We start from the raw sequence: 17,368 nt of genomic DNA, 5'->3' as shown, positions 1-17,368 counted from the left end.
CCATGGCAAAGCAGTTATCCCATACAATGTTTGTAGTACTAATAGTTACTTTTTTGTTTACGAGCAGTGCGTGGGGAGCCGAATCATCTCAGAAAGAATCTGATCTTTCCCTAAAAACAGACACTGATATAACAACACTTTATAACAACGTCTTAGAAAAAGATTCGATTAAAAAGCTTATAGCTGAAGTTAGCCCCAGTTGGATTCCCTGGTCTTCAGGTCAGCCAAAAACTAAAAAAACTCTTGAAGATCTCATCCTACTTTTTTGCGAACTACATCAAGGCATCGTCATTCCTAGAGATAGACAACCGAGCCTTTTCTCTGCAGGGTTAGCCACATTTTTCACAAGCAACAAGTACATAAGCTTAACAGAGGAAACACTTAAAAACATTAATGATGACGAAAGCAAAATCAGCAACCAACTTGTAAAGCCATTCATAGCAAAAGTGAACACATGGTTTCCAAGTGACCTTCCATCCTTCACAGGTACAACCAACCAAAACTTTGTCCACCAAAAATACTTAGTCGATGTAACACAGGCCTTAAACATCAACCACCTAAAAGAAAAAGTAAACAATGCTAAAGTAGCCTGGAAAAAGACACAAACTTCAACACCCCCCGAAAAGAAAAAAAGTACTCCAGAAAAACCATCACAAGATGCAACACTCACCCAGCTACAAATTATGAAGCTAAAAATGATAAATCTCATGCACAAAATTAGTGCCAAATAAAAAGGAAAATGATGGCAAAACTAAACGTGTTTAGATTTTTTGTCGTACTAGCCCTAGCGCTTTTGCTCAGTGGTCAGGCATGGGCCATGTTTAGTGGTACGCCAAAATCTGTAACGCTCATAGTCGATCAAACAAAAGTACAAGAGATTACCAATCAAGTTAAAGGGCACCCAAACATAGAACCGCTTTACAACGAGCTTAAAGGGCTTGAGCCAAAAAAGGGATTTTGGGAAAGCGTAGGCTCCGTGCTTGGGGTCTCAGGAACAAAACCTAATACAACGGCTTATGAACAAACCAAAACAGCGCTTAATCAATACATTGAATTAACATGCAAACTTCTCACCGGAGCACAATATAGTGGAGCTATAATGACTCAACAGAGAGTTATGCCCACGCTACCTCAAGTCACAACAAAGCAATCTGCTATGCAACAAGCGCTGGCCAACAACATCGCAAACCAGCTAGCACAAGTGATAACAGCAAATGATATACAAACTATCCACAATGACAGAAGTTATAATCTCTTAGTCTCCAAATTGAACACACACCTCCTGCAAAAGACAACCGAAGAGAAACCAAACACGTTTAAAACCCAAGTTATAGACACTGTTACCGATTCAGACGGAGTAACCAAATATAAAAACACAGCACCCCAAACAACTGCCTACACTTTCTTTGCAGGAGCTCAACCTCAAGATCCAAAAACTATACATGACCTCTCAACAAAAGTAGAGGCAGCAATCAAGCTACAAAGCGAGGCAAAAAAAGCTGCTGAAGATGCAAAGAAAAAAGAAGCAGAGAAGAAAAAAACTGATCCTCACCCCGAACCAGAACCTAAATCGGCAAAGCCGGAGCCTGAACCGACGGAGCCGGAGCCAGCCACTGAACCAACCCCAGAGCCCACGATATTATCTGCATTAAACAAAAACCATGAATACAAAATAACATTCGACGAATCCTGGAAGCTACCGCAACAACAACAAGGGCTGATCACCTTTAACGTTGGCAAAGGGCAAAATGATTTTTATGTCGGGCTCTCACCCACAAAACAAGACCCCGTCAAAACAGAGGAATTGCAAGGCTATGCCATCGTCTTTGGCGGATGGGAAAACTCAAAATGGGCAATTTTTAAACATGGAGACAGTGAACTAGTTCACACTGCAGACCATGCCGTACAAGCCGACAGCGAAAGCAATCCATTTTGGGTTCAATTTTTTGGCAACACCATTACCGCTGGCTACGGCGACAGCCCAAGCGAAGAGAACACGATCCTCAAGCACCGCGTAGATAAAGGTATAAAAAATATCGCCTATGTTGGCTTTGGTGGTGCCGGTACCATTAACTTTAGTGATATCAAGATTGCAGTAGCTGAAGAAGACGGAGCAAAGGCAGACGAGCTAGAAGCAAGAAAAGCATCACTACCAAAAGCTGAACACGATGACTACAAGAAGAAAACCAAAGATCAAGACAAAGCAGCAGAAGCTGAGAAGCGTGCATATGAACGTCTACGCAAAGAGCGCGAGCAACGCGAACAACGTGCAAGGGAAGAGCGAGAACAACGCGAACGTGAGGCACAAAGAAACCAAGAGCAGCAACTCGTTGAACGAAACAAAAAGCTTGAAGAACTGAAAAGCCTAAAAAACAAGCATATTAAAACACACAAAGCAATATTAACAGAGCTTGAATCAGAACCAGAGTCCCCTGAGAAACAAACTGTTATACAAGCAGTTAATGAACTGATCTTACTTCTTGAAGCATCACCTGATGCCTACAGCACAGAACAACTTACCCAACGAATTGCACAGATACAACCTCAAATTAAAAAGGTTCTCAGCGCCTTAAAAAACATGAAGACTAAAAAACCAGAACCTGCTTCAGAGCCAGAAAAACCTAAAACCGTCGACGTTGATCCAGTGTTTGCCCAAGTAGCACTCACCAAACTCAAACTCAGCAACCTCATGTATCTGGTAAGCGGTGCAAGCGCGCCAAAGGCGGAGCCAAAGAAACCAGAGAGCGAGCCGAAAAAAGAAGAGCCAAAGCAGCCAGATACAGAAGCTAAAAAATCTAGTCCCGGCGCTGGCGTACCCTCAGGCGGTAGCGGCCCAAGAATGGGGCAAGAAACAAAAGGTCGAGCAGCTCCTAAAAAAAGAGCCGCTGCAACTCAAAAGAGCTTTGAACAAAGGCAAAGAGAAAAAGAAGAACGTGAACGCAGAGAAAAAGAAGAACGTGAACGCAGAGAACAAGAAGAGCGTGAACGCCTAGAACGTGAGCGCAGGGAAGAAGAAGAAGAACGTAAACGTAAAGAGTCAGAAGCACCACCAGAAGAGGGTGGTGTAGAAGTTGATGAAGACGATGATGCTCAGTTTAATGCAGTCAAAAACCTGTATGAAGACAAGCAAGACTATACCAACTCACAGCACAAAACAGAAATAGACACCCTAGCAGCCAATCTTCTGCGTTACACCAACCAGTTACTGCAAGGTTCTGGGGTAGATAAAAAAGAAGTTAATGAACTTGTTGCAAGTTGGGTATTAGCTATGGGTGAAGATTTTCATGGGTATTTTGAACACCTTTTCAAAACCTATAGTGATACAAAAGCTCCTATTGAATATTTCGATTTTAATAAAGCTGGCGAGCTGCACATACAAAGACAAAGAGGTCAAATGAAAGAGCTTGCCCAAAAATCATTTAAAGCAAAAAGACTTGTTCCAACCATTCACTCAGACGACGCAGAGCAACTTGTCGCAGATGCTGTAGCAGAATGGCGAGAGGCGCAGAAGAAGTAGTAGCTGTAGGAGAATGGATCACGGCTCGTGGGCTCCCCTGGTCAAGCCAGAGGACAAGCTTGATGACGCGTGTTCGGTCCGGGTGACTCCCCTGATCACGCAAGAGGGCAGGCTCGTGGCTCCGGACTTGATGATGACGAGTATTACATTGCATGGCACTAAAAAACAGAGGGGGAGCTATACGCTCCCCATAACTTTGAAACGTCATGCAGCAACTTGTACTTATAACATAGCATTCAATCTCGTCACCCTGGACTCCGATCCATTACTGTCCAAAGTGTTACTTTACGTTTGAATGCGATATTTTTTTATAGACGTTTTTTTCTGGGGGTCATCCCCGACGCCGATCGGGGATCTCCTTTGTAAGAATCATACAACCCTTACATCATTTATTTCACTTTTAATTTTTTAGATCCCCGACCAAGCCGGGGACGACGATTTTTTTTTCGCAAGCAAACTTGTCAGTCGTAGCCACCTATCTTCTCAGCAGGCTTTCTCAACACTTTGGACAGTTGTAGACGCTGCTCATGAATCGTTATCCCCCTGGTCAAGCCAGAGGATGACGAGAAGAAACCCGGATGCCCCCTGAGCAAGCAAGAGGGTAGGCTCGCTCGATGACTATTCAAAATCTAAAAATAATCAATCTTCATCGCCGCTTTAACCGACTGCATGGTCTGACTGGCAACAGCACGTGCTTGTTCTGTGCCTTCCTGCAGCAACTGCATAACTTGGCCACGGTCTTTGGCAAGCTCCTGACGGCGCGTTCTAATCGGTTCAAGTAATGTCTGCAACACTTCATTAAGGCGTTTTTTCAGTACCACGTCACCAAGCCCACCACGCTGGTAGTGTGCCTTAAGCTCAGCCACTTCATCAGTGCGCTGGTCAAAAATATCAAGGTAGGCAAACACCGTGTTGCCCTCAACTTGACCCGGGTCGTTAACATGCACATGGTTAGGGTCGGTGTACATGCTCATAACCTTTTTGGTCAGTTCATCAGGCTGGTCAGAAAGAAAAATAGCATTGCCCAGTGACTTACTCATTTTTGCTTTGCCATCAAGGCCCGGCAAACGCCCAGCCGTTTGCGGGATAACCGCCTGCGGCTCACGAAATACAGGCCCATACAAACGGTTGAACTTGCGCACAATCTCAGCCGTTTGCTCAATCATGGGCAGTTGGTCACTGCCTACCGGCACCAGGTCAGCATTGACAATGGTAATGTCGGCAGCTTGGTGAATAGGGTAGACAAAAAAACCGACGGGCAAGCTGTCGCCAAAACCACGCTGTTTAATTTCGTCTTTGACCGTTGGGTTGCGCTGCACACGCGCAACGGTCACCAAATTAAAATAAAAAATGGCAAGTTCGGCAATTTCTGGAATCATTGACTGCACAAAAATAGTGCTGAGCTTGGGGTCAATACCAACAGCCAAATAATCTAACATCACTTCAAAAATATTGTTACGCACTTTTTCTGGGTTGTCTGCGTTGTCGGTTAGTGCCTGCACGTCAGCCAGCATAACATACTGCTTGCCCTCATGTTGCAGTTTAAGTCGATTTTGCAGCGAGCCAACAAAGTGGCCCAAGTGCAGTGGGCCAGTTGGACGATCACCCGTTAAAATAACCTTTTGTTGTGCCATGATATCCTTTAAATTTATAAATTTTCTTGTTTCCATTCACCGATTGTTTTTGCCTGCACATCAAACGAAATACCAAGCAAAACAATCCGTTTACCTTTATTTAAGAATTTTTCGTAATAACGCTTTTCATGTATTTGTGCAAGCGCGTTGTCAGCGCTACAACCAATTTTAAGTTCAATGATATAAATAACATGTTCGTGTTCAAATGTTACATCAATGCGTCCACGCGCTGTGTGATCTTCAGCAATAGGCTCAAAACCTGCAACCAAACAGGTCACATAAAAAATAGTCTGATAATGTTTTTCTGTTGATGCATACAAATCATATGGAATTTGTGTCATCAACTCTTTAAACAAATCTATAAATTTTTCTAGCCTTGACTGGCAAAGAGCATCACGCAACGCCTCGGCATAACTCTCAACAAGCGTCGGCTCAGTTTTTAGTAAGTTTTGAATAATACACTCTATAAATGACTGCTTAACCTCATGATTTGGATAACCAAGCAGATAGCGGGAGCGATTATTTTTAAACACATAATCCTTGATTGTTAAATATCCAGCCTGAACCATAACTGTTTGCAAGTTAATATTGCTCAGCTCAAAACTGCTGAGCGTACTTTCACTTACCCAACTGTTGTCAATGTCCTTGGGGGCAAGCTGCCCCTGCACAAACAGTTTTATTAAAAATGACGGGCTACCAGTCTCCATCCAAAAATTTTTGAATTCTTTTCGATCAAGCAACGACAAAACAGATATGGGATTGTACAAAGAAATTTCTGAGCAGGCGCTAAACCGATATCCATTGTACCAAGACCTCACCTGGTCGATGAGCACAGATTTGTGCAAGCGTAACCGCTGAGCAACGAGATCCAAGTGGTCTGCAAAATAATGCTCTATCTCAGCTTGCGTATACCCACATAACGCAGCATATGTTCCATGCATGCTTAAGTCAGTTAAATTGTTCAATCCAGAAAAAATAGATGTTTTTGAAAACCTACTTACCCCGGTCAGAAAAACAAACCGTAAGTATTTCTGCAAATCCTTAAGCGGAGCATACAGGCAACGCAATTCAGTCCTGATACACTCGGCATCTTCAATATTGTGCAAATGTTGTAGTAGCGGCGCATCGTATTCATCAATTAACACCACCACAGGACCTTTTCTGGCACACTGCTCAACAATTGCCTTAAGTTTGTCACCTGCATGCCAACTTTGGTCGATAACAATATTGTGCCTACGTGCAAGTAGATCAAGGCAAACACCTAAGCTTTGCCTAAAGGCCTGAACATTTTGACAGGAAACACTGGACATATCCAGGCGCAGCACAGGATATTTTTTCCATCCCCAATCACTCTTATCAATCCAAAGGTTTTTGAACAATTCCTTTCTGCCTGAAAAAATAGCATCCAACGTTGAAAGCGTCAGCGACTTACCAAAACGACGTGGACGTGAAAGAAAGTAGCACGACCCGGAAGAAATCATGGCATAAACATATTCGGTTTTATCGACATAAACATAGTCATGCTCGATAATTTGTTCAAAAACTTGTATACCTAGTGGCAATTTTTTTAGCTTCACCGTGTTCTCCACACGCAATAGTATCACGCAATAGTATAATGCTAAGCTATCTCTGGCAACCTGCTTATGCGCTTTGTATGCTTTGCAATTTTTTTGTGTTAGGTTGCTTACAATTCAAACTCGTCATCCTGCCTACGAACCGGAAGCCACGTCTTTCCCAGATAAAATAGTAGGTTCTATCTTTAGAAATGGACTCCGGATCAAGCCCGGAGTGACGAGCCTTGGATCGGGATCTGGCCTAGCCAAAGCCAGAAAACAGACCTGGTGACGAGAAAAACATCAGGGCGACAATAACATAGTCAACCTGGAACTTTTTGCCGTAACTCTTTGATTCAATCATGTCAAAAAGGAGCATGGAATCTATGAAAATATTATACTATTGTAGCAGAGCACGCGAGCTCGGTATAGGTGGCACCTGCAATGCGCTAAAAACACGCCTCCATCGAGCCACATTTGGTCACACCTGGCGCACCAAGGCATTAGCAGGCTCAGCTGGACACCACTGGAGCCAAGTAGCAAAAACACACACCCTTTCGGCCGACTTTGAGCAATTTTGGCAGAACCTACCGGCAAAAAAAATAGTGCACAAACTCATTGCACACCCCCTCATTACAAGGCTTGCGCCAGAACTGAGCACCGACCCGTTTGAGCTGATCGACCAAGCAGACCAAATTTGTGACGGCAACATTGCAGTACTTGGATACGAGCCATTTGCCTTTGGCCAAGGCCCGATAGACTGGCACACTGACCACCAAGCCGCACGTCACGGTTTTACCAGCCCTACCAGCTGGCAAACTGCATTTTACCAACGTATAACCGCCTCACCCTGCGCACACGGCAAAGACCAAATGCCCGGCCCCGATGTTAAAACCTGCTGGGAGCTCTCACGCTTGCATCAGCTTGTCACACTCGGGCTGGCTTACCAACAAGCAGAACAAGAACGTGCCGTTGGCTATGCACAAACATTTCAAAAACAACTCACTGACTGGATCACCAATAACCCATATCTGCTAGGCATCAACTGGGTCTGCCCTATGGAAGTTGGCATTCGTGCCATCAATATGGTTTGGGCGCTCACGCTTTTTTCTGATGAGACAACGTTGCCAAAAACTTTTTGGCAACGTGTGGTGTGCAGCCTGTATGACCACTTGCACTACCTTGAAAATAATTGGGAAACCAGCGACCGGCCAAACAATCATTACCTTGCAGACTTGCTTGGTCACGCCTATCTTACGCTCTTTTTTAGGGGTGACATAACCTTGAATTATCAGACACACATTCAAGTTTTGCTTGATCAATTTAATCAGCAAATTTTTGGCGAAGGCACCAGCTATGAAGGCTCAACCGCCTACCACAAACTCGTGTGTGAAATGCTTGCCCACCTGCGCGCACTCTTTGCACTCACGCACACGTTTATGCCAAACCAACTGATTGTAAAACATGTGCGCATGCAGCAGTTTTTAGATGACTGCACAGACCATGGTGGCAATACAGCACGCATTGGCGATGATGATAGCGGAAAAATTGTTTTTGGTATAGCCACAAAGCCACAAACTATGCCTAATCTTGCAACCTATCATGACTTTGGCATAACCATTGTACGCGGTCAGCATTGGCACATTACGTTTCGTCATGCCAGCTACCAAGACAGACAACCATCAGGACATTTTCATCAAGATCAATTGGCTGTTACCATCTCGTGTGATGGGCAGCCAATTTTTATCGACCCTGGCAGTTTTGTCTACACACCGCACGGACAATGGCGCAATCACTTTAGAAGTTGGCAACAACACAACACCTTTGGCCTTGCCAACACCAACAGCATTAAAGGGCAACAGGACTTATTTGTCTTGCCGCAAAAAATCAGCACCGCACACCCCCACATTGAGTATAATGATCAAACAATCACCATATCAGACAGCTATCAAAGCCAACAAACACTGCCAATAGCATACCGGCAGCTACACATCACCAACAATACCGTCACCATCACTGACTGGTGGCAGCATACAAATGATAACGAGCAACCACAGACTGCCACACACACAAGCATGTGGAACTTTGTTTGCAGCCCAGACATCACGCTGGAACAGCAACAAGATGGCTTTTGTCTATCGCCTGATAAAAAAATAAGTACGATTTTTTTACAATCTGACGCACCATTTAGTGTGTGCCAAGATATGAGCTCCCCCTCTTACGGCCAAAGCCGCCCAACAAAAAAACTAACCGCCTGTTTACCATTTTCACAAACTCCTATGCGAACGGTGCTACACAGGCTTTAGCTCAGCACAAGCTTAACAGTGCGCTGCAATTTGCAAGAATTTTTTTACGCTTTTCAAGCCGCATGTCATTACCACCGTCAAAAATTAAGATGCCGTGGTTACCATGCCGTTGCTTCCAGGTAAAACAGGCAGGATTTTTAACATCAAACGCTTTACACAGTGCATCAATTTCATCGGGTGAAAGCGTGTGATCATTATCGTCTTTGTGATTACGCAAAAAACTTTTGTTGTTGAACGAACGAACACACTTACCAAATGGCGCTTCACACATATCTTTATGAAAGGCATGCGGCTCTTGCCAGGGATCTTGCTTGTGGTACTTGCAATCATCTTTACAATACCCGGCCACACCACGTGAACAATCAAAATCGGGATTATCAACGATATAAATTGACCGGTTTAAGCCAAAACAACTGTCGTGGCCAAGCTCATGCAAAACAAGCTCCGGCAAACCTTGAATTTCGTGATGGCATAATATTTTATGTGGTAAACTGACAAGACTATCGAGCAGACTCTCCTCATGCTCGTGTTCTGGTAGCTTCATGACACTCCTTTCCTTTTTTACAGACGAGTTACCATTCTCACATACGCGTTTCCTTGTTTTATTGCTTGCGCAACATCATTACCTCTTCACCTTAGCTCTTTTTCCCGAACAGAACAAGCCTTAAAAAACTAGCCTACAGACTTACCTTTTCAACAAGCAAAGACAGATTCACACCACGCGAGGCCTTGGTCAGCACAAGACTGTCATCTTTGACAATCATACGCTCAAGTTCTTGTTGTGCCTGCTGCCAACTATCCACGGTAACGACGTTGACTGCTTGCAACAGCGGTGATGCTATGTGGCGCGCACGCTCTCCCACCAAGATTAGGCCATCAAGTGGCGCAAGTTTTGCAAGCACACGCCCAATCTGCCGATGCCAATAGAGCTCTTTTTCCCCTAACTCAAGCATATCGCCAAGCACGGCAATTTTTGAACCAGCAACCTTGATTTGCGAAAATGCTTCCAGTGCGGCACGCATACTTTCAGGGTTTGCATTGTAACAATCATTGAGCAAATTACCCTTCCCATTTCTCAGCTGCTTAAATTGAAACCGTCCCTCAAATCCTTGATATGCTTGCAAGCCACGCACAATCAAATCAAAAGGAATTTTTAAAAAATAGGATATGGCAACTGCGCCAAGCGCGTTAACAACAAACCCTGGATGATTGCCATTAATCGTCACATCAACTTTTTTACCGTAACATTTGAGCGCAAAATGGGTAACAAGGTTACCATCTTTGTCTCGCTCTATGCGCACCTTGCGCGCCTGAATATGATTTTTTGTTTTAAACCCAAATTTTGCAATGGGATGAGGATAAGAAAAATCTGTAAGCAATGGCACATCGCCATTAATAATGCCAATGTCGCTCCCCCCAAAAAAATCAAAGAGCGCACGCTTTTGCGCCGCAACACACGTAACAGAGCCACCCAGGCCCTGCAGGTGCGCGTGTGAAACTGTTGTAATCAAGCCAATTGTTGGTCGCGCAACATCAACAAGCTCGTGCATCTCGCCTACCTGGCTGATACCCAACTCAAGCACAGCGGCCTTAACATTGCCGGGTACATTAAGCAAATTGTAACACGTGCCAATAAGCGTATTATAATTTTTGTACGAAACAAATGCCGGAAAATCGGCCGTGCGCAAAATGGTACGAATCATTTCTTTCGTCGTTGTTTTACCAACAGACCCCGTTACTCCAACAACCGGGCAGCGTAGCTGGGCGCGCCATGCACGAGCAAGATCTACAAACGCTTGCATGCTATCTGGCACATGAACAATCACCTTGCCAACGCGATCTTTTGCCGGCGCGGCTTCTAGCTTTCGCATACCGTCATCATCAACCAATACACCACAGGCACCACGCGCAAGCGCATCGGCAACAAAGTTGTTTCCATCAACACGCGCACCCTTAAGGGCAACAAAAAACTGTTCCGGCTTTACATGCCTGCTATCAATAGAAACAGTCACTTCACGTGCTTGCCACTGCTGTTGGCCTTCAACACTGATAGATGCATACGGCAATGATTCCTTTAAGAAAGCATGATCAAGTTGCATAGTTCCTCCATAAAGAAAGGTTCCCCCCTCCGAAAGCTACCCTCTTGTTTAACAAGGGAATCAATCGGGGATCTTTTTTTATAACGTAAGTCCACCAATCAAAACAATTAATATTCTTGATTGGTGAAGAAAAAGCACAATCGATAAATGTCACAAATATCTTTCTACTATGTCGTGCTGAACTTGTTTCAGCATCCAGATAATGATTTTTCCTTTGTCTGGATCCTGAAACAAGTTCAGGAAGACATAAAAAAATTCTATCAACAAGTACAATTCAATAGTTTCTTAACTACCAAACGCACATTTTATGATAACAAACACCAGACCTCTCAATCCTACACCACAACTAAAAACGAAAAAGATATGAATTCAGCACGCTGATGTCAAGCCTAGCGAATAACCTTACGCGGTTTACCTCCCTGACTTGGTGCAATAATGCCATCCGCTTCAAGTTGTTCAATAATGCGCGCAGAACGGTTAAAACCAATACCAAACTGGCGTTGCAACCTTGAAATTGATATTTCATCTTGCGACTTGATAAACTCAAGCACCTGCTCATATATTTCATCACACTCACCAGAAGAGGCGGCGCTCTCATCAGCTTTAAGTACCTCATGCAGGTTTAAATACTGTACACTTTGTTGCTCTTTCCAAAAGTTGTTGACCGATTCAATTTCTTTTTCAGAAATGTATGCACCATGAACACGTTTAATACCAGACGTAGATGGATGCATATACAACATATCACCACGCCCTAACAACTTTTCAGCACCCTGCCCATCAATAATAACGCGCGAATCAACCTTACTTGAAACACGAAATGCAATGCGACTTGGAAAGTTAACCTTAATGATACCCGTTACAACATCAACTGATGGACGCTGCGTTGCAACAATCATATGAATGCCCGATGCACGTGCCATTTGTGCAATGCGCGCAATCAGTATCTCAACTTCCTTACCCGCAACCATCATTAAATCGGCAAGCTCATCAATAACCACCACAATATAATGCATTGGCGAATAGGTTTGTGGACTTTTAGCTGACAGTGCTTGATATTCTAACATATTACGCACACCACACTCTGCCATCGTTTGATAACGAAGCTCCATTTCTTGCACAATCCACTTCAACGTTTGCGTCGCACGTGATGGATGCGTCACAATCGGAAATAACAAATGCGGGATGTCCGCATACAATGAAAACTCAAGGCGCTTGGGGTCAATCAGGACCAAACGTAGCTCTTGCGGTGAACGTGTAAACAGCATGCTATTTAAAATGACGTGCAGCCCAACCGACTTACCAGCACCGGTTGCCCCACCAATGAGTAAATGCGGCATGCTCACCAAATCTTCAATCACTGGCCCGCCAACCACATCAACACCAAGCGCAAGCGGCAATGCCATTTCCTCACGAGCATTGGCAAACTCGGGAGTACTAAAAATTTCTGAAACAAACACCTGCTCACGCACATAGTTTGCAATTTCAAAACCTACCGCGTTTTTGCCAAGAATTGGAGCAATCGTTCTGATGCTGCTGGCAGAAAGTGCCATAGCAAGGTCGTCTTCAAGTGCGGTAATCCTACTAATTTTACTATCAATTTCTGGCTCATATTCAAACAGGGTGATCAATGGGCCAGGCTTGATGGCGCTTACTTTACCCTTTACGCCAAAGTAGGCTAACTTTTCCTCAAGCTTTTGCGCACGGTTGGTAGCTTCGTGCATAACTTCGTGTGCCTTGTCTGAATCGTTTTGCGCAAGCAACGAAAGATGCGGCAGCTCGGTCACAATTGAACCGGCAACGCGCAATAAATACTGTAGACGCTGCACCACGCTTTTACCCTCAAGCATAAGCAGCGGAGCAAACAAATTGCATGCAATGCGCGTGTTAGGCAGCATGGTAATTGTTGTTCCCAGCAGGCGATATTCGTGCCCTGTGTTGTAACACGTTTTTTGAGCAAAGCGTTCACCACTTTGCTCGCTTTGCTCGTCATAGCACGGTTGCTCTTGAAAAGATTGTCTCGAGGCTGGCGCCTGTTGTGTTGAACCAAAAAAATCAAACATAGCCGCACGAGATTCCTGATCGTCATCAATTTTTACCGCCGCTTGGTGCTGCGCAGAAAAAGCTCGCAGCTCATCGTTGTTAAGATGAACTTGCAGTGGCCACACCCACAGCTGTAAACACTGGCCCGTTACCCACACGGCAGCCCGCCATACACTGAGCACGGCAAACACCAGTGAGCTGGCAACCATGCACAGTCCAACATAGATGGTTTCAAACAATGCAAGCAGGCTTGGCATTAACGGGTACCGCAACAACACACACGCGCTTGTCCATACTGCACACAACAACAACACACTGCACCCACCATAACCAAAAATTGGGTGGAGCACCTGCATGAGACTGTTGCCAATAAATCCACCGCTCCATTGATACTGAAAAGAAAGTGCAATGTGTGAAACCACTGCACAAGAAACAACTAAGGAAAAAATACTTGCAAGCACACGCACACCTTCACGTGATAACTGTGCTCCCTGCAATAACCGCGCGGCAAGCAATGCCAAAAAGACGAGTGCTACATACGCACACAAGCCAAAGGCATAAAAAAAGAGCGCTGCAACATGCGCGCCCACGCTACCACACCAGTTATTGACCTGCACATGCCCACTGATGTAATGCAAAAGCGAGTTGTCCGCACCATTATATGAAAGACAGGCAAGCAAACAAAACATGAGCAGTGCTGCCAACAGTGCACCAACAATCTCACGTTGATACGACCACGCTAACACACCATTTTGTTTCAGCGACAAACGCATTCCTTTTACATTCATGTTCCTCTCCCCCCGAACACTTTTTTTATAACGCTGTTTCATATGCTTCGAGTATACATCGTCGTTTTTCACTTTTTCAATACTTCAGAACATCAGCAACACACATGTGCTCAGCAACGGCACGAGCATGTACCAGGCACAATACCACAACCGTTTGGTTTGCACCATCTGCCAAACTACAAAAAAGATCCCTGCAGCCAGACAGGTTGTCAAGACAAACAACATGTTGCTCATCCCAACCGCATGCATCGCTGCAAACGCACCGCCATGCACACCACGCGCTGCAACGGCAGTTACCAATGGCAAAAAGACTAAAAACGTACACGTAAAAGCACGATCACGCCGCAGCCCATATGCTCGCAAAAATGTGTACACAAATGCAAAACGTGACAGCCCCGGCCACAGCAAACTAACACTTTGCACAAGGCCAAGCTGCAGTGCACCAGAGTAGGTCATACGCGTTGTACGCGCTTCATTTTTTTGCCAACGCAACGAAAATAACACCAGCATTGTCAGCGCAAAACCAAGCGCCAAACTCAACGGGTGTGCGCACACACTCGTGTAGAGTGGTACATTTTTTTTCAACACACTACGCACGCCGTAACAAACAACCGTCACACCATCGGCAATGCCAACAACAAGTGCAGCATGGACAATAATGCGTGCAAGCCTGGCACAACTTGCACGAGTAAGCATAAAAAAAATAACACGCTTGATAAGCGCGGCATACAACCACAGAAAAAAAATAACATAGACAAACAACGCACTCACGTGTGCACAATCATCAAGCAACTCAGGCAATACAACCGCTTGCTGATGCAACCGCGCAAACATGTGCAACACAAGCATAACATGACCAGAACTACTGATTGGTAACATTTCAGTTATCATTTGCACAAGCATTACAACACACACGTCATTCATACCGTCCCGCTTTCAGTCAATCTTTTAAACAAAAAAAGTTTTCTTACTTTTCCGTCGTTTTTTTATGCAAAAAAAAATTTTGTGTAAAAAGTATTGCATCCGTCCAACCTTTTTATATAAATTTAACTTTACAGAGATTTGTATAATTTTCAAAACGTAGTGTGAAGTGAAAAACGCGAGGACAAAAAAGACTTGATATCTTGAACAACATTCGTTACGCTTGACTGGTCTCATTAAGTCAAGCAGTGTGGAAAATGTACGCGATGGTGACGCATTGATCAAGTCAACGAGCTCCTTGTAAATTAGGTAGGGTCAATGTGTGCCGAATACATTTTGAGTGGAAAGGAGGTCGTGCAGAAAACGATACAAATATTTTCATGATTATTTTTGCAAGCAATTAAAATTGTATAAAAAATTTTAGTGCATGGTACTTTAAGGTCACAAGTTAAACGTTATAATTTGTGGGGTATACGAATGAATAAAATAAAAGCCCTCTTAGCCGCATTGCTGACCGTTAGCTCAGCATCGGTTTTCGCTCATAACAATAAAACCTTCTTAATGCCACGTCCAAGTAATGTCAACTTGGCCATGGAATACACCACGTTCGCACGCATGATTGACAGACACGCCGAAGATAAATTTGGCGCGAATTTTCAAGTAGTTCCATTTTGGATGGACTCATCATCAAGCAGTGAACTCGGCACATACTTCAGCTGCTGTGGAAAAGCATGTGACACCAAATGTGACACAAGCTGCTCAACAGGCACCTGCGGCACCTGCTCAAGCTGCTGCACTAGAAGTGAAATCACCAGAGATCCAAGCTGCTGTGGCACTTGCAACTGCGACCCATGCAAATGCAACACCGGCTGCAAAACAAAATGCGGCACCTGCTGTGAATTTAAAACAGAAGATGTTGGCTCTATAGTTAAGCGTGATGGTACCAGCGACGGAACAACGGCGTCAACTCCAGCTGCAAAATCAGCTGTTGACACGGTTGACTGGCGCTACATCGTTCACGATCACAACAAGCAACTCTCAACTACTAATGATAAAACAGCAAAAATTTGCACAAACCCAGACGCAGAACGTTATGGTGCACGCTTTGACTACTACCAAAGTTTGGATAAACTCCTTAAAGGCTTGTACTTTTATGGCAACATGACTATTGAACATGTTGAACATAAAATGAACATGTTTGTACAGAGTGACGACGAAACACTCAAAAAACAACTTGAAAACTACTACAGCGGTGCAAAAGTAGACAACAAAGTTGGTACTGCTGACACAAACTGCCAAAAAGAACTCTGCAAACTGCGCATCGACCGTTGCGGTTGCAAAGGTCCAGATGATGAAACCGGCGTTTCAGACATCGACTTAGGCCTTGGCTATCACTTCCTCTACAAAGATGACTACCGTGCAGCCCTTGCGTTTGCAATCACCATCCCAACGGGTAACGACCCAGATGGCAGATGGTTGTTTGAAAGCGTACAAGGTAACGGTAACCACTTTGGTGTTGGTTTTGATTTCAAATCATGGTTCAAACTATGGGGCGATGATCACAAGCACAACCTCAAACTTGATATCGCGGTTAAATATCGCTACCTGTTTGAAAGCTGTGAAAACCGTGCGCTTGGCATTGAGTGCCCTGGCCGCCCATGCAGCCCATGGTACCTTGTTGCAAAAGATGGTGACAAATGCTTAACACCATTTGCTAACGTGTCAACCTGCCTTGGCGTTGATGTAACCCCTGGCAGCCAAGTGAACGCACTCTTTGGCTTGTCATACACCAACTGCGGTTTTGTATTTGACTTTGGTTACACACTCTACTACCGTGAACAAGAGTCAGTCAAACTCAAATGCGGTTGCGACGGATTCCCTAAAGGTTGGCACTTGGTCGCTCGTAATGCTGAAATCGATCAAACAAACGGCTTCAGCAAAGACAACCAAGCAGAAAGAAAATCTGACGGCACACCACTTGAACTTACTTCAAGCAACGTCAACACACGCGTAGCAGAAACACCATCACAGTTTAGCAACAAAATCTACGGTGGCCTTGGTTACTTCTTCCATGAATGGGAATATCCATTGATGATGGGTCTTGGTGGTCAGTATGAATGGGCTTCAAGCAACAGCAACTACGACAACTGGGGTATCTGGGGTAAAGTTGGCGTATCATTTTAATTGACGCCTCTTTAACTTAGTTGATAAAAAAAGCCGGTGCCTATGCGCCGGCTTTTTTTATGGCTTTTTTTCTTGAAAGGAATACTTCAAGTTCTGGATCCCCGATCAAGTCGGGGAAGACGTAGTTTTTTGTAGCCTAACTTTCCAAGAGCAGCCATCTTGATCTTGTATCTGCCTAACAACCCAACACTCGTCGTTCCCGCGTAGGCGGGAATCCAGAACCTGCCCTTCATATAAAATTTTACAAACACAAACATGCTACAAACCAGTAGCTCTCTTTTACCCAGATTCCCGATCGGCGTCGGGAATGACTCCTACTCAAT

The 17,368-nt window shown here is 44.4% G+C and carries 10 protein-coding genes; 4 read left to right on the top strand and 6 right to left on the bottom strand.

What is annotated here, in order from left to right; all coding sequences use genetic code 11:
* The first annotated feature begins 2 nt into the window (after window positions 1–2).
* Together H6679_04650 and H6679_04645 are read left to right on the top strand one after the other, a co-directional pair.
* Window positions 3–731, top strand: a complete 729-nt coding sequence (locus tag H6679_04650) for a hypothetical protein (GenBank protein ID MCB9493535.1) — start codon at window positions 3–5, stop codon at window positions 729–731.
* An 11-nt stretch (window positions 732–742) separates the two neighbouring features.
* Entirely contained in the window at window positions 743–3,517 is a 2,775-nt protein-coding gene (locus H6679_04645; protein ID MCB9493534.1) for a hypothetical protein, read from the top strand.
* 629 nt (window positions 3,518–4,146) lie between these two features.
* Here H6679_04645 and trpS read toward each other — a convergent pair.
* Both trpS and H6679_04635 read right to left on the bottom strand, forming a co-directional pair.
* Window positions 4,147–5,151 carry a tryptophan--tRNA ligase gene (trpS, locus tag H6679_04640; protein ID MCB9493533.1) on the bottom strand — a complete coding sequence of 335 codons (1,005 nt, stop codon included), beginning with the start codon at window positions 5,149–5,151 and terminating at the stop codon, window positions 4,147–4,149.
* A 14-nt stretch (window positions 5,152–5,165) separates the two neighbouring features.
* Window positions 5,166–6,728, bottom strand: coding sequence for an ATP-binding protein (locus tag H6679_04635; protein MCB9493532.1), 1,563 nt, complete (start codon window positions 6,726–6,728; stop codon window positions 5,166–5,168).
* A gap of 362 nt (window positions 6,729–7,090) precedes the next feature.
* Between H6679_04635 and H6679_04630 the strand changes: the two genes are divergently transcribed.
* Entirely contained in the window at window positions 7,091–9,010 is a 1,920-nt protein-coding gene (locus H6679_04630) for a heparinase II/III family protein (protein MCB9493531.1), read from the top strand.
* 1 nt (window position 9,011) lies between these two features.
* Here H6679_04630 and H6679_04625 read toward each other — a convergent pair whose 3' ends face one another.
* From H6679_04625 to H6679_04610, 4 genes are all read right to left on the bottom strand, one after another.
* Window positions 9,012–9,554: a hypothetical protein gene (locus tag H6679_04625; GenBank protein ID MCB9493530.1), complete on the bottom strand. Its 543-nt coding sequence runs from the start codon at window positions 9,552–9,554 to the stop codon at window positions 9,012–9,014.
* 133 nt (window positions 9,555–9,687) lie between these two features.
* Entirely contained in the window at window positions 9,688–11,109 is a 1,422-nt protein-coding gene (locus H6679_04620) for a UDP-N-acetylmuramoyl-tripeptide--D-alanyl-D-alanine ligase (protein MCB9493529.1), read from the bottom strand.
* Between the two features lie 389 nt (window positions 11,110–11,498).
* On the bottom strand, window positions 11,499–13,940 hold the full coding sequence (locus H6679_04615) for a DNA translocase FtsK (GenBank protein ID MCB9493528.1): 2,442 nt from the start codon (window positions 13,938–13,940) through the stop codon (window positions 11,499–11,501).
* Window positions 13,941–14,024: 84 nt separating this feature from the next.
* Window positions 14,025–14,864, bottom strand: a complete 840-nt coding sequence (locus tag H6679_04610) for an undecaprenyl-diphosphate phosphatase (protein MCB9493527.1) — start codon at window positions 14,862–14,864, stop codon at window positions 14,025–14,027.
* 474 nt (window positions 14,865–15,338) lie between these two features.
* On the opposite strand from H6679_04610, the gene H6679_04605 reads away from it, so the two are divergent.
* On the top strand, window positions 15,339–17,045 hold the full coding sequence (locus H6679_04605) for a hypothetical protein (protein ID MCB9493526.1): 1,707 nt from the start codon (window positions 15,339–15,341) through the stop codon (window positions 17,043–17,045).
* Window positions 17,046–17,368: the final 323 nt, after the last annotated feature.

The organism is Campylobacterota bacterium, from assembly GCA_020633995.1.
Lineage (GTDB): Bacteria > Babelota > Babeliae > Babelales > RVW-14 > JACKCO01.
This window is presented reverse-complemented; position numbering and strand designations above follow the sequence as displayed.

Excerpts from the sequence above, each read along its gene's own strand:
- H6679_04650 (MCB9493535.1), top strand. The coding sequence starts at position 3 with ATGGCAAAGCAGTTATCCCATACAATGTTTGTAGTACTAATAGTTACT.
- H6679_04645 (MCB9493534.1), top strand. The coding sequence starts at position 743 with ATGGCAAAACTAAACGTGTTTAGATTTTTTGTCGTACTAGCCCTAGCG.
- trpS (MCB9493533.1), bottom strand. The coding sequence starts at position 5,151 with ATGGCACAACAAAAGGTTATTTTAACGGGTGATCGTCCAACTGGCCCA.
- H6679_04630 (MCB9493531.1), top strand. The coding sequence starts at position 7,091 with ATGAAAATATTATACTATTGTAGCAGAGCACGCGAGCTCGGTATAGGT.
- H6679_04625 (MCB9493530.1), bottom strand. The coding sequence starts at position 9,554 with ATGAAGCTACCAGAACACGAGCATGAGGAGAGTCTGCTCGATAGTCTT.
- H6679_04620 (MCB9493529.1), bottom strand. The coding sequence starts at position 11,109 with ATGCAACTTGATCATGCTTTCTTAAAGGAATCATTGCCGTATGCATCT.
- H6679_04615 (MCB9493528.1), bottom strand. The coding sequence starts at position 13,940 with ATGAATGTAAAAGGAATGCGTTTGTCGCTGAAACAAAATGGTGTGTTA.
- H6679_04610 (MCB9493527.1), bottom strand. The coding sequence starts at position 14,864 with ATGAATGACGTGTGTGTTGTAATGCTTGTGCAAATGATAACTGAAATG.
- H6679_04605 (MCB9493526.1), top strand. The coding sequence starts at position 15,339 with ATGAATAAAATAAAAGCCCTCTTAGCCGCATTGCTGACCGTTAGCTCA.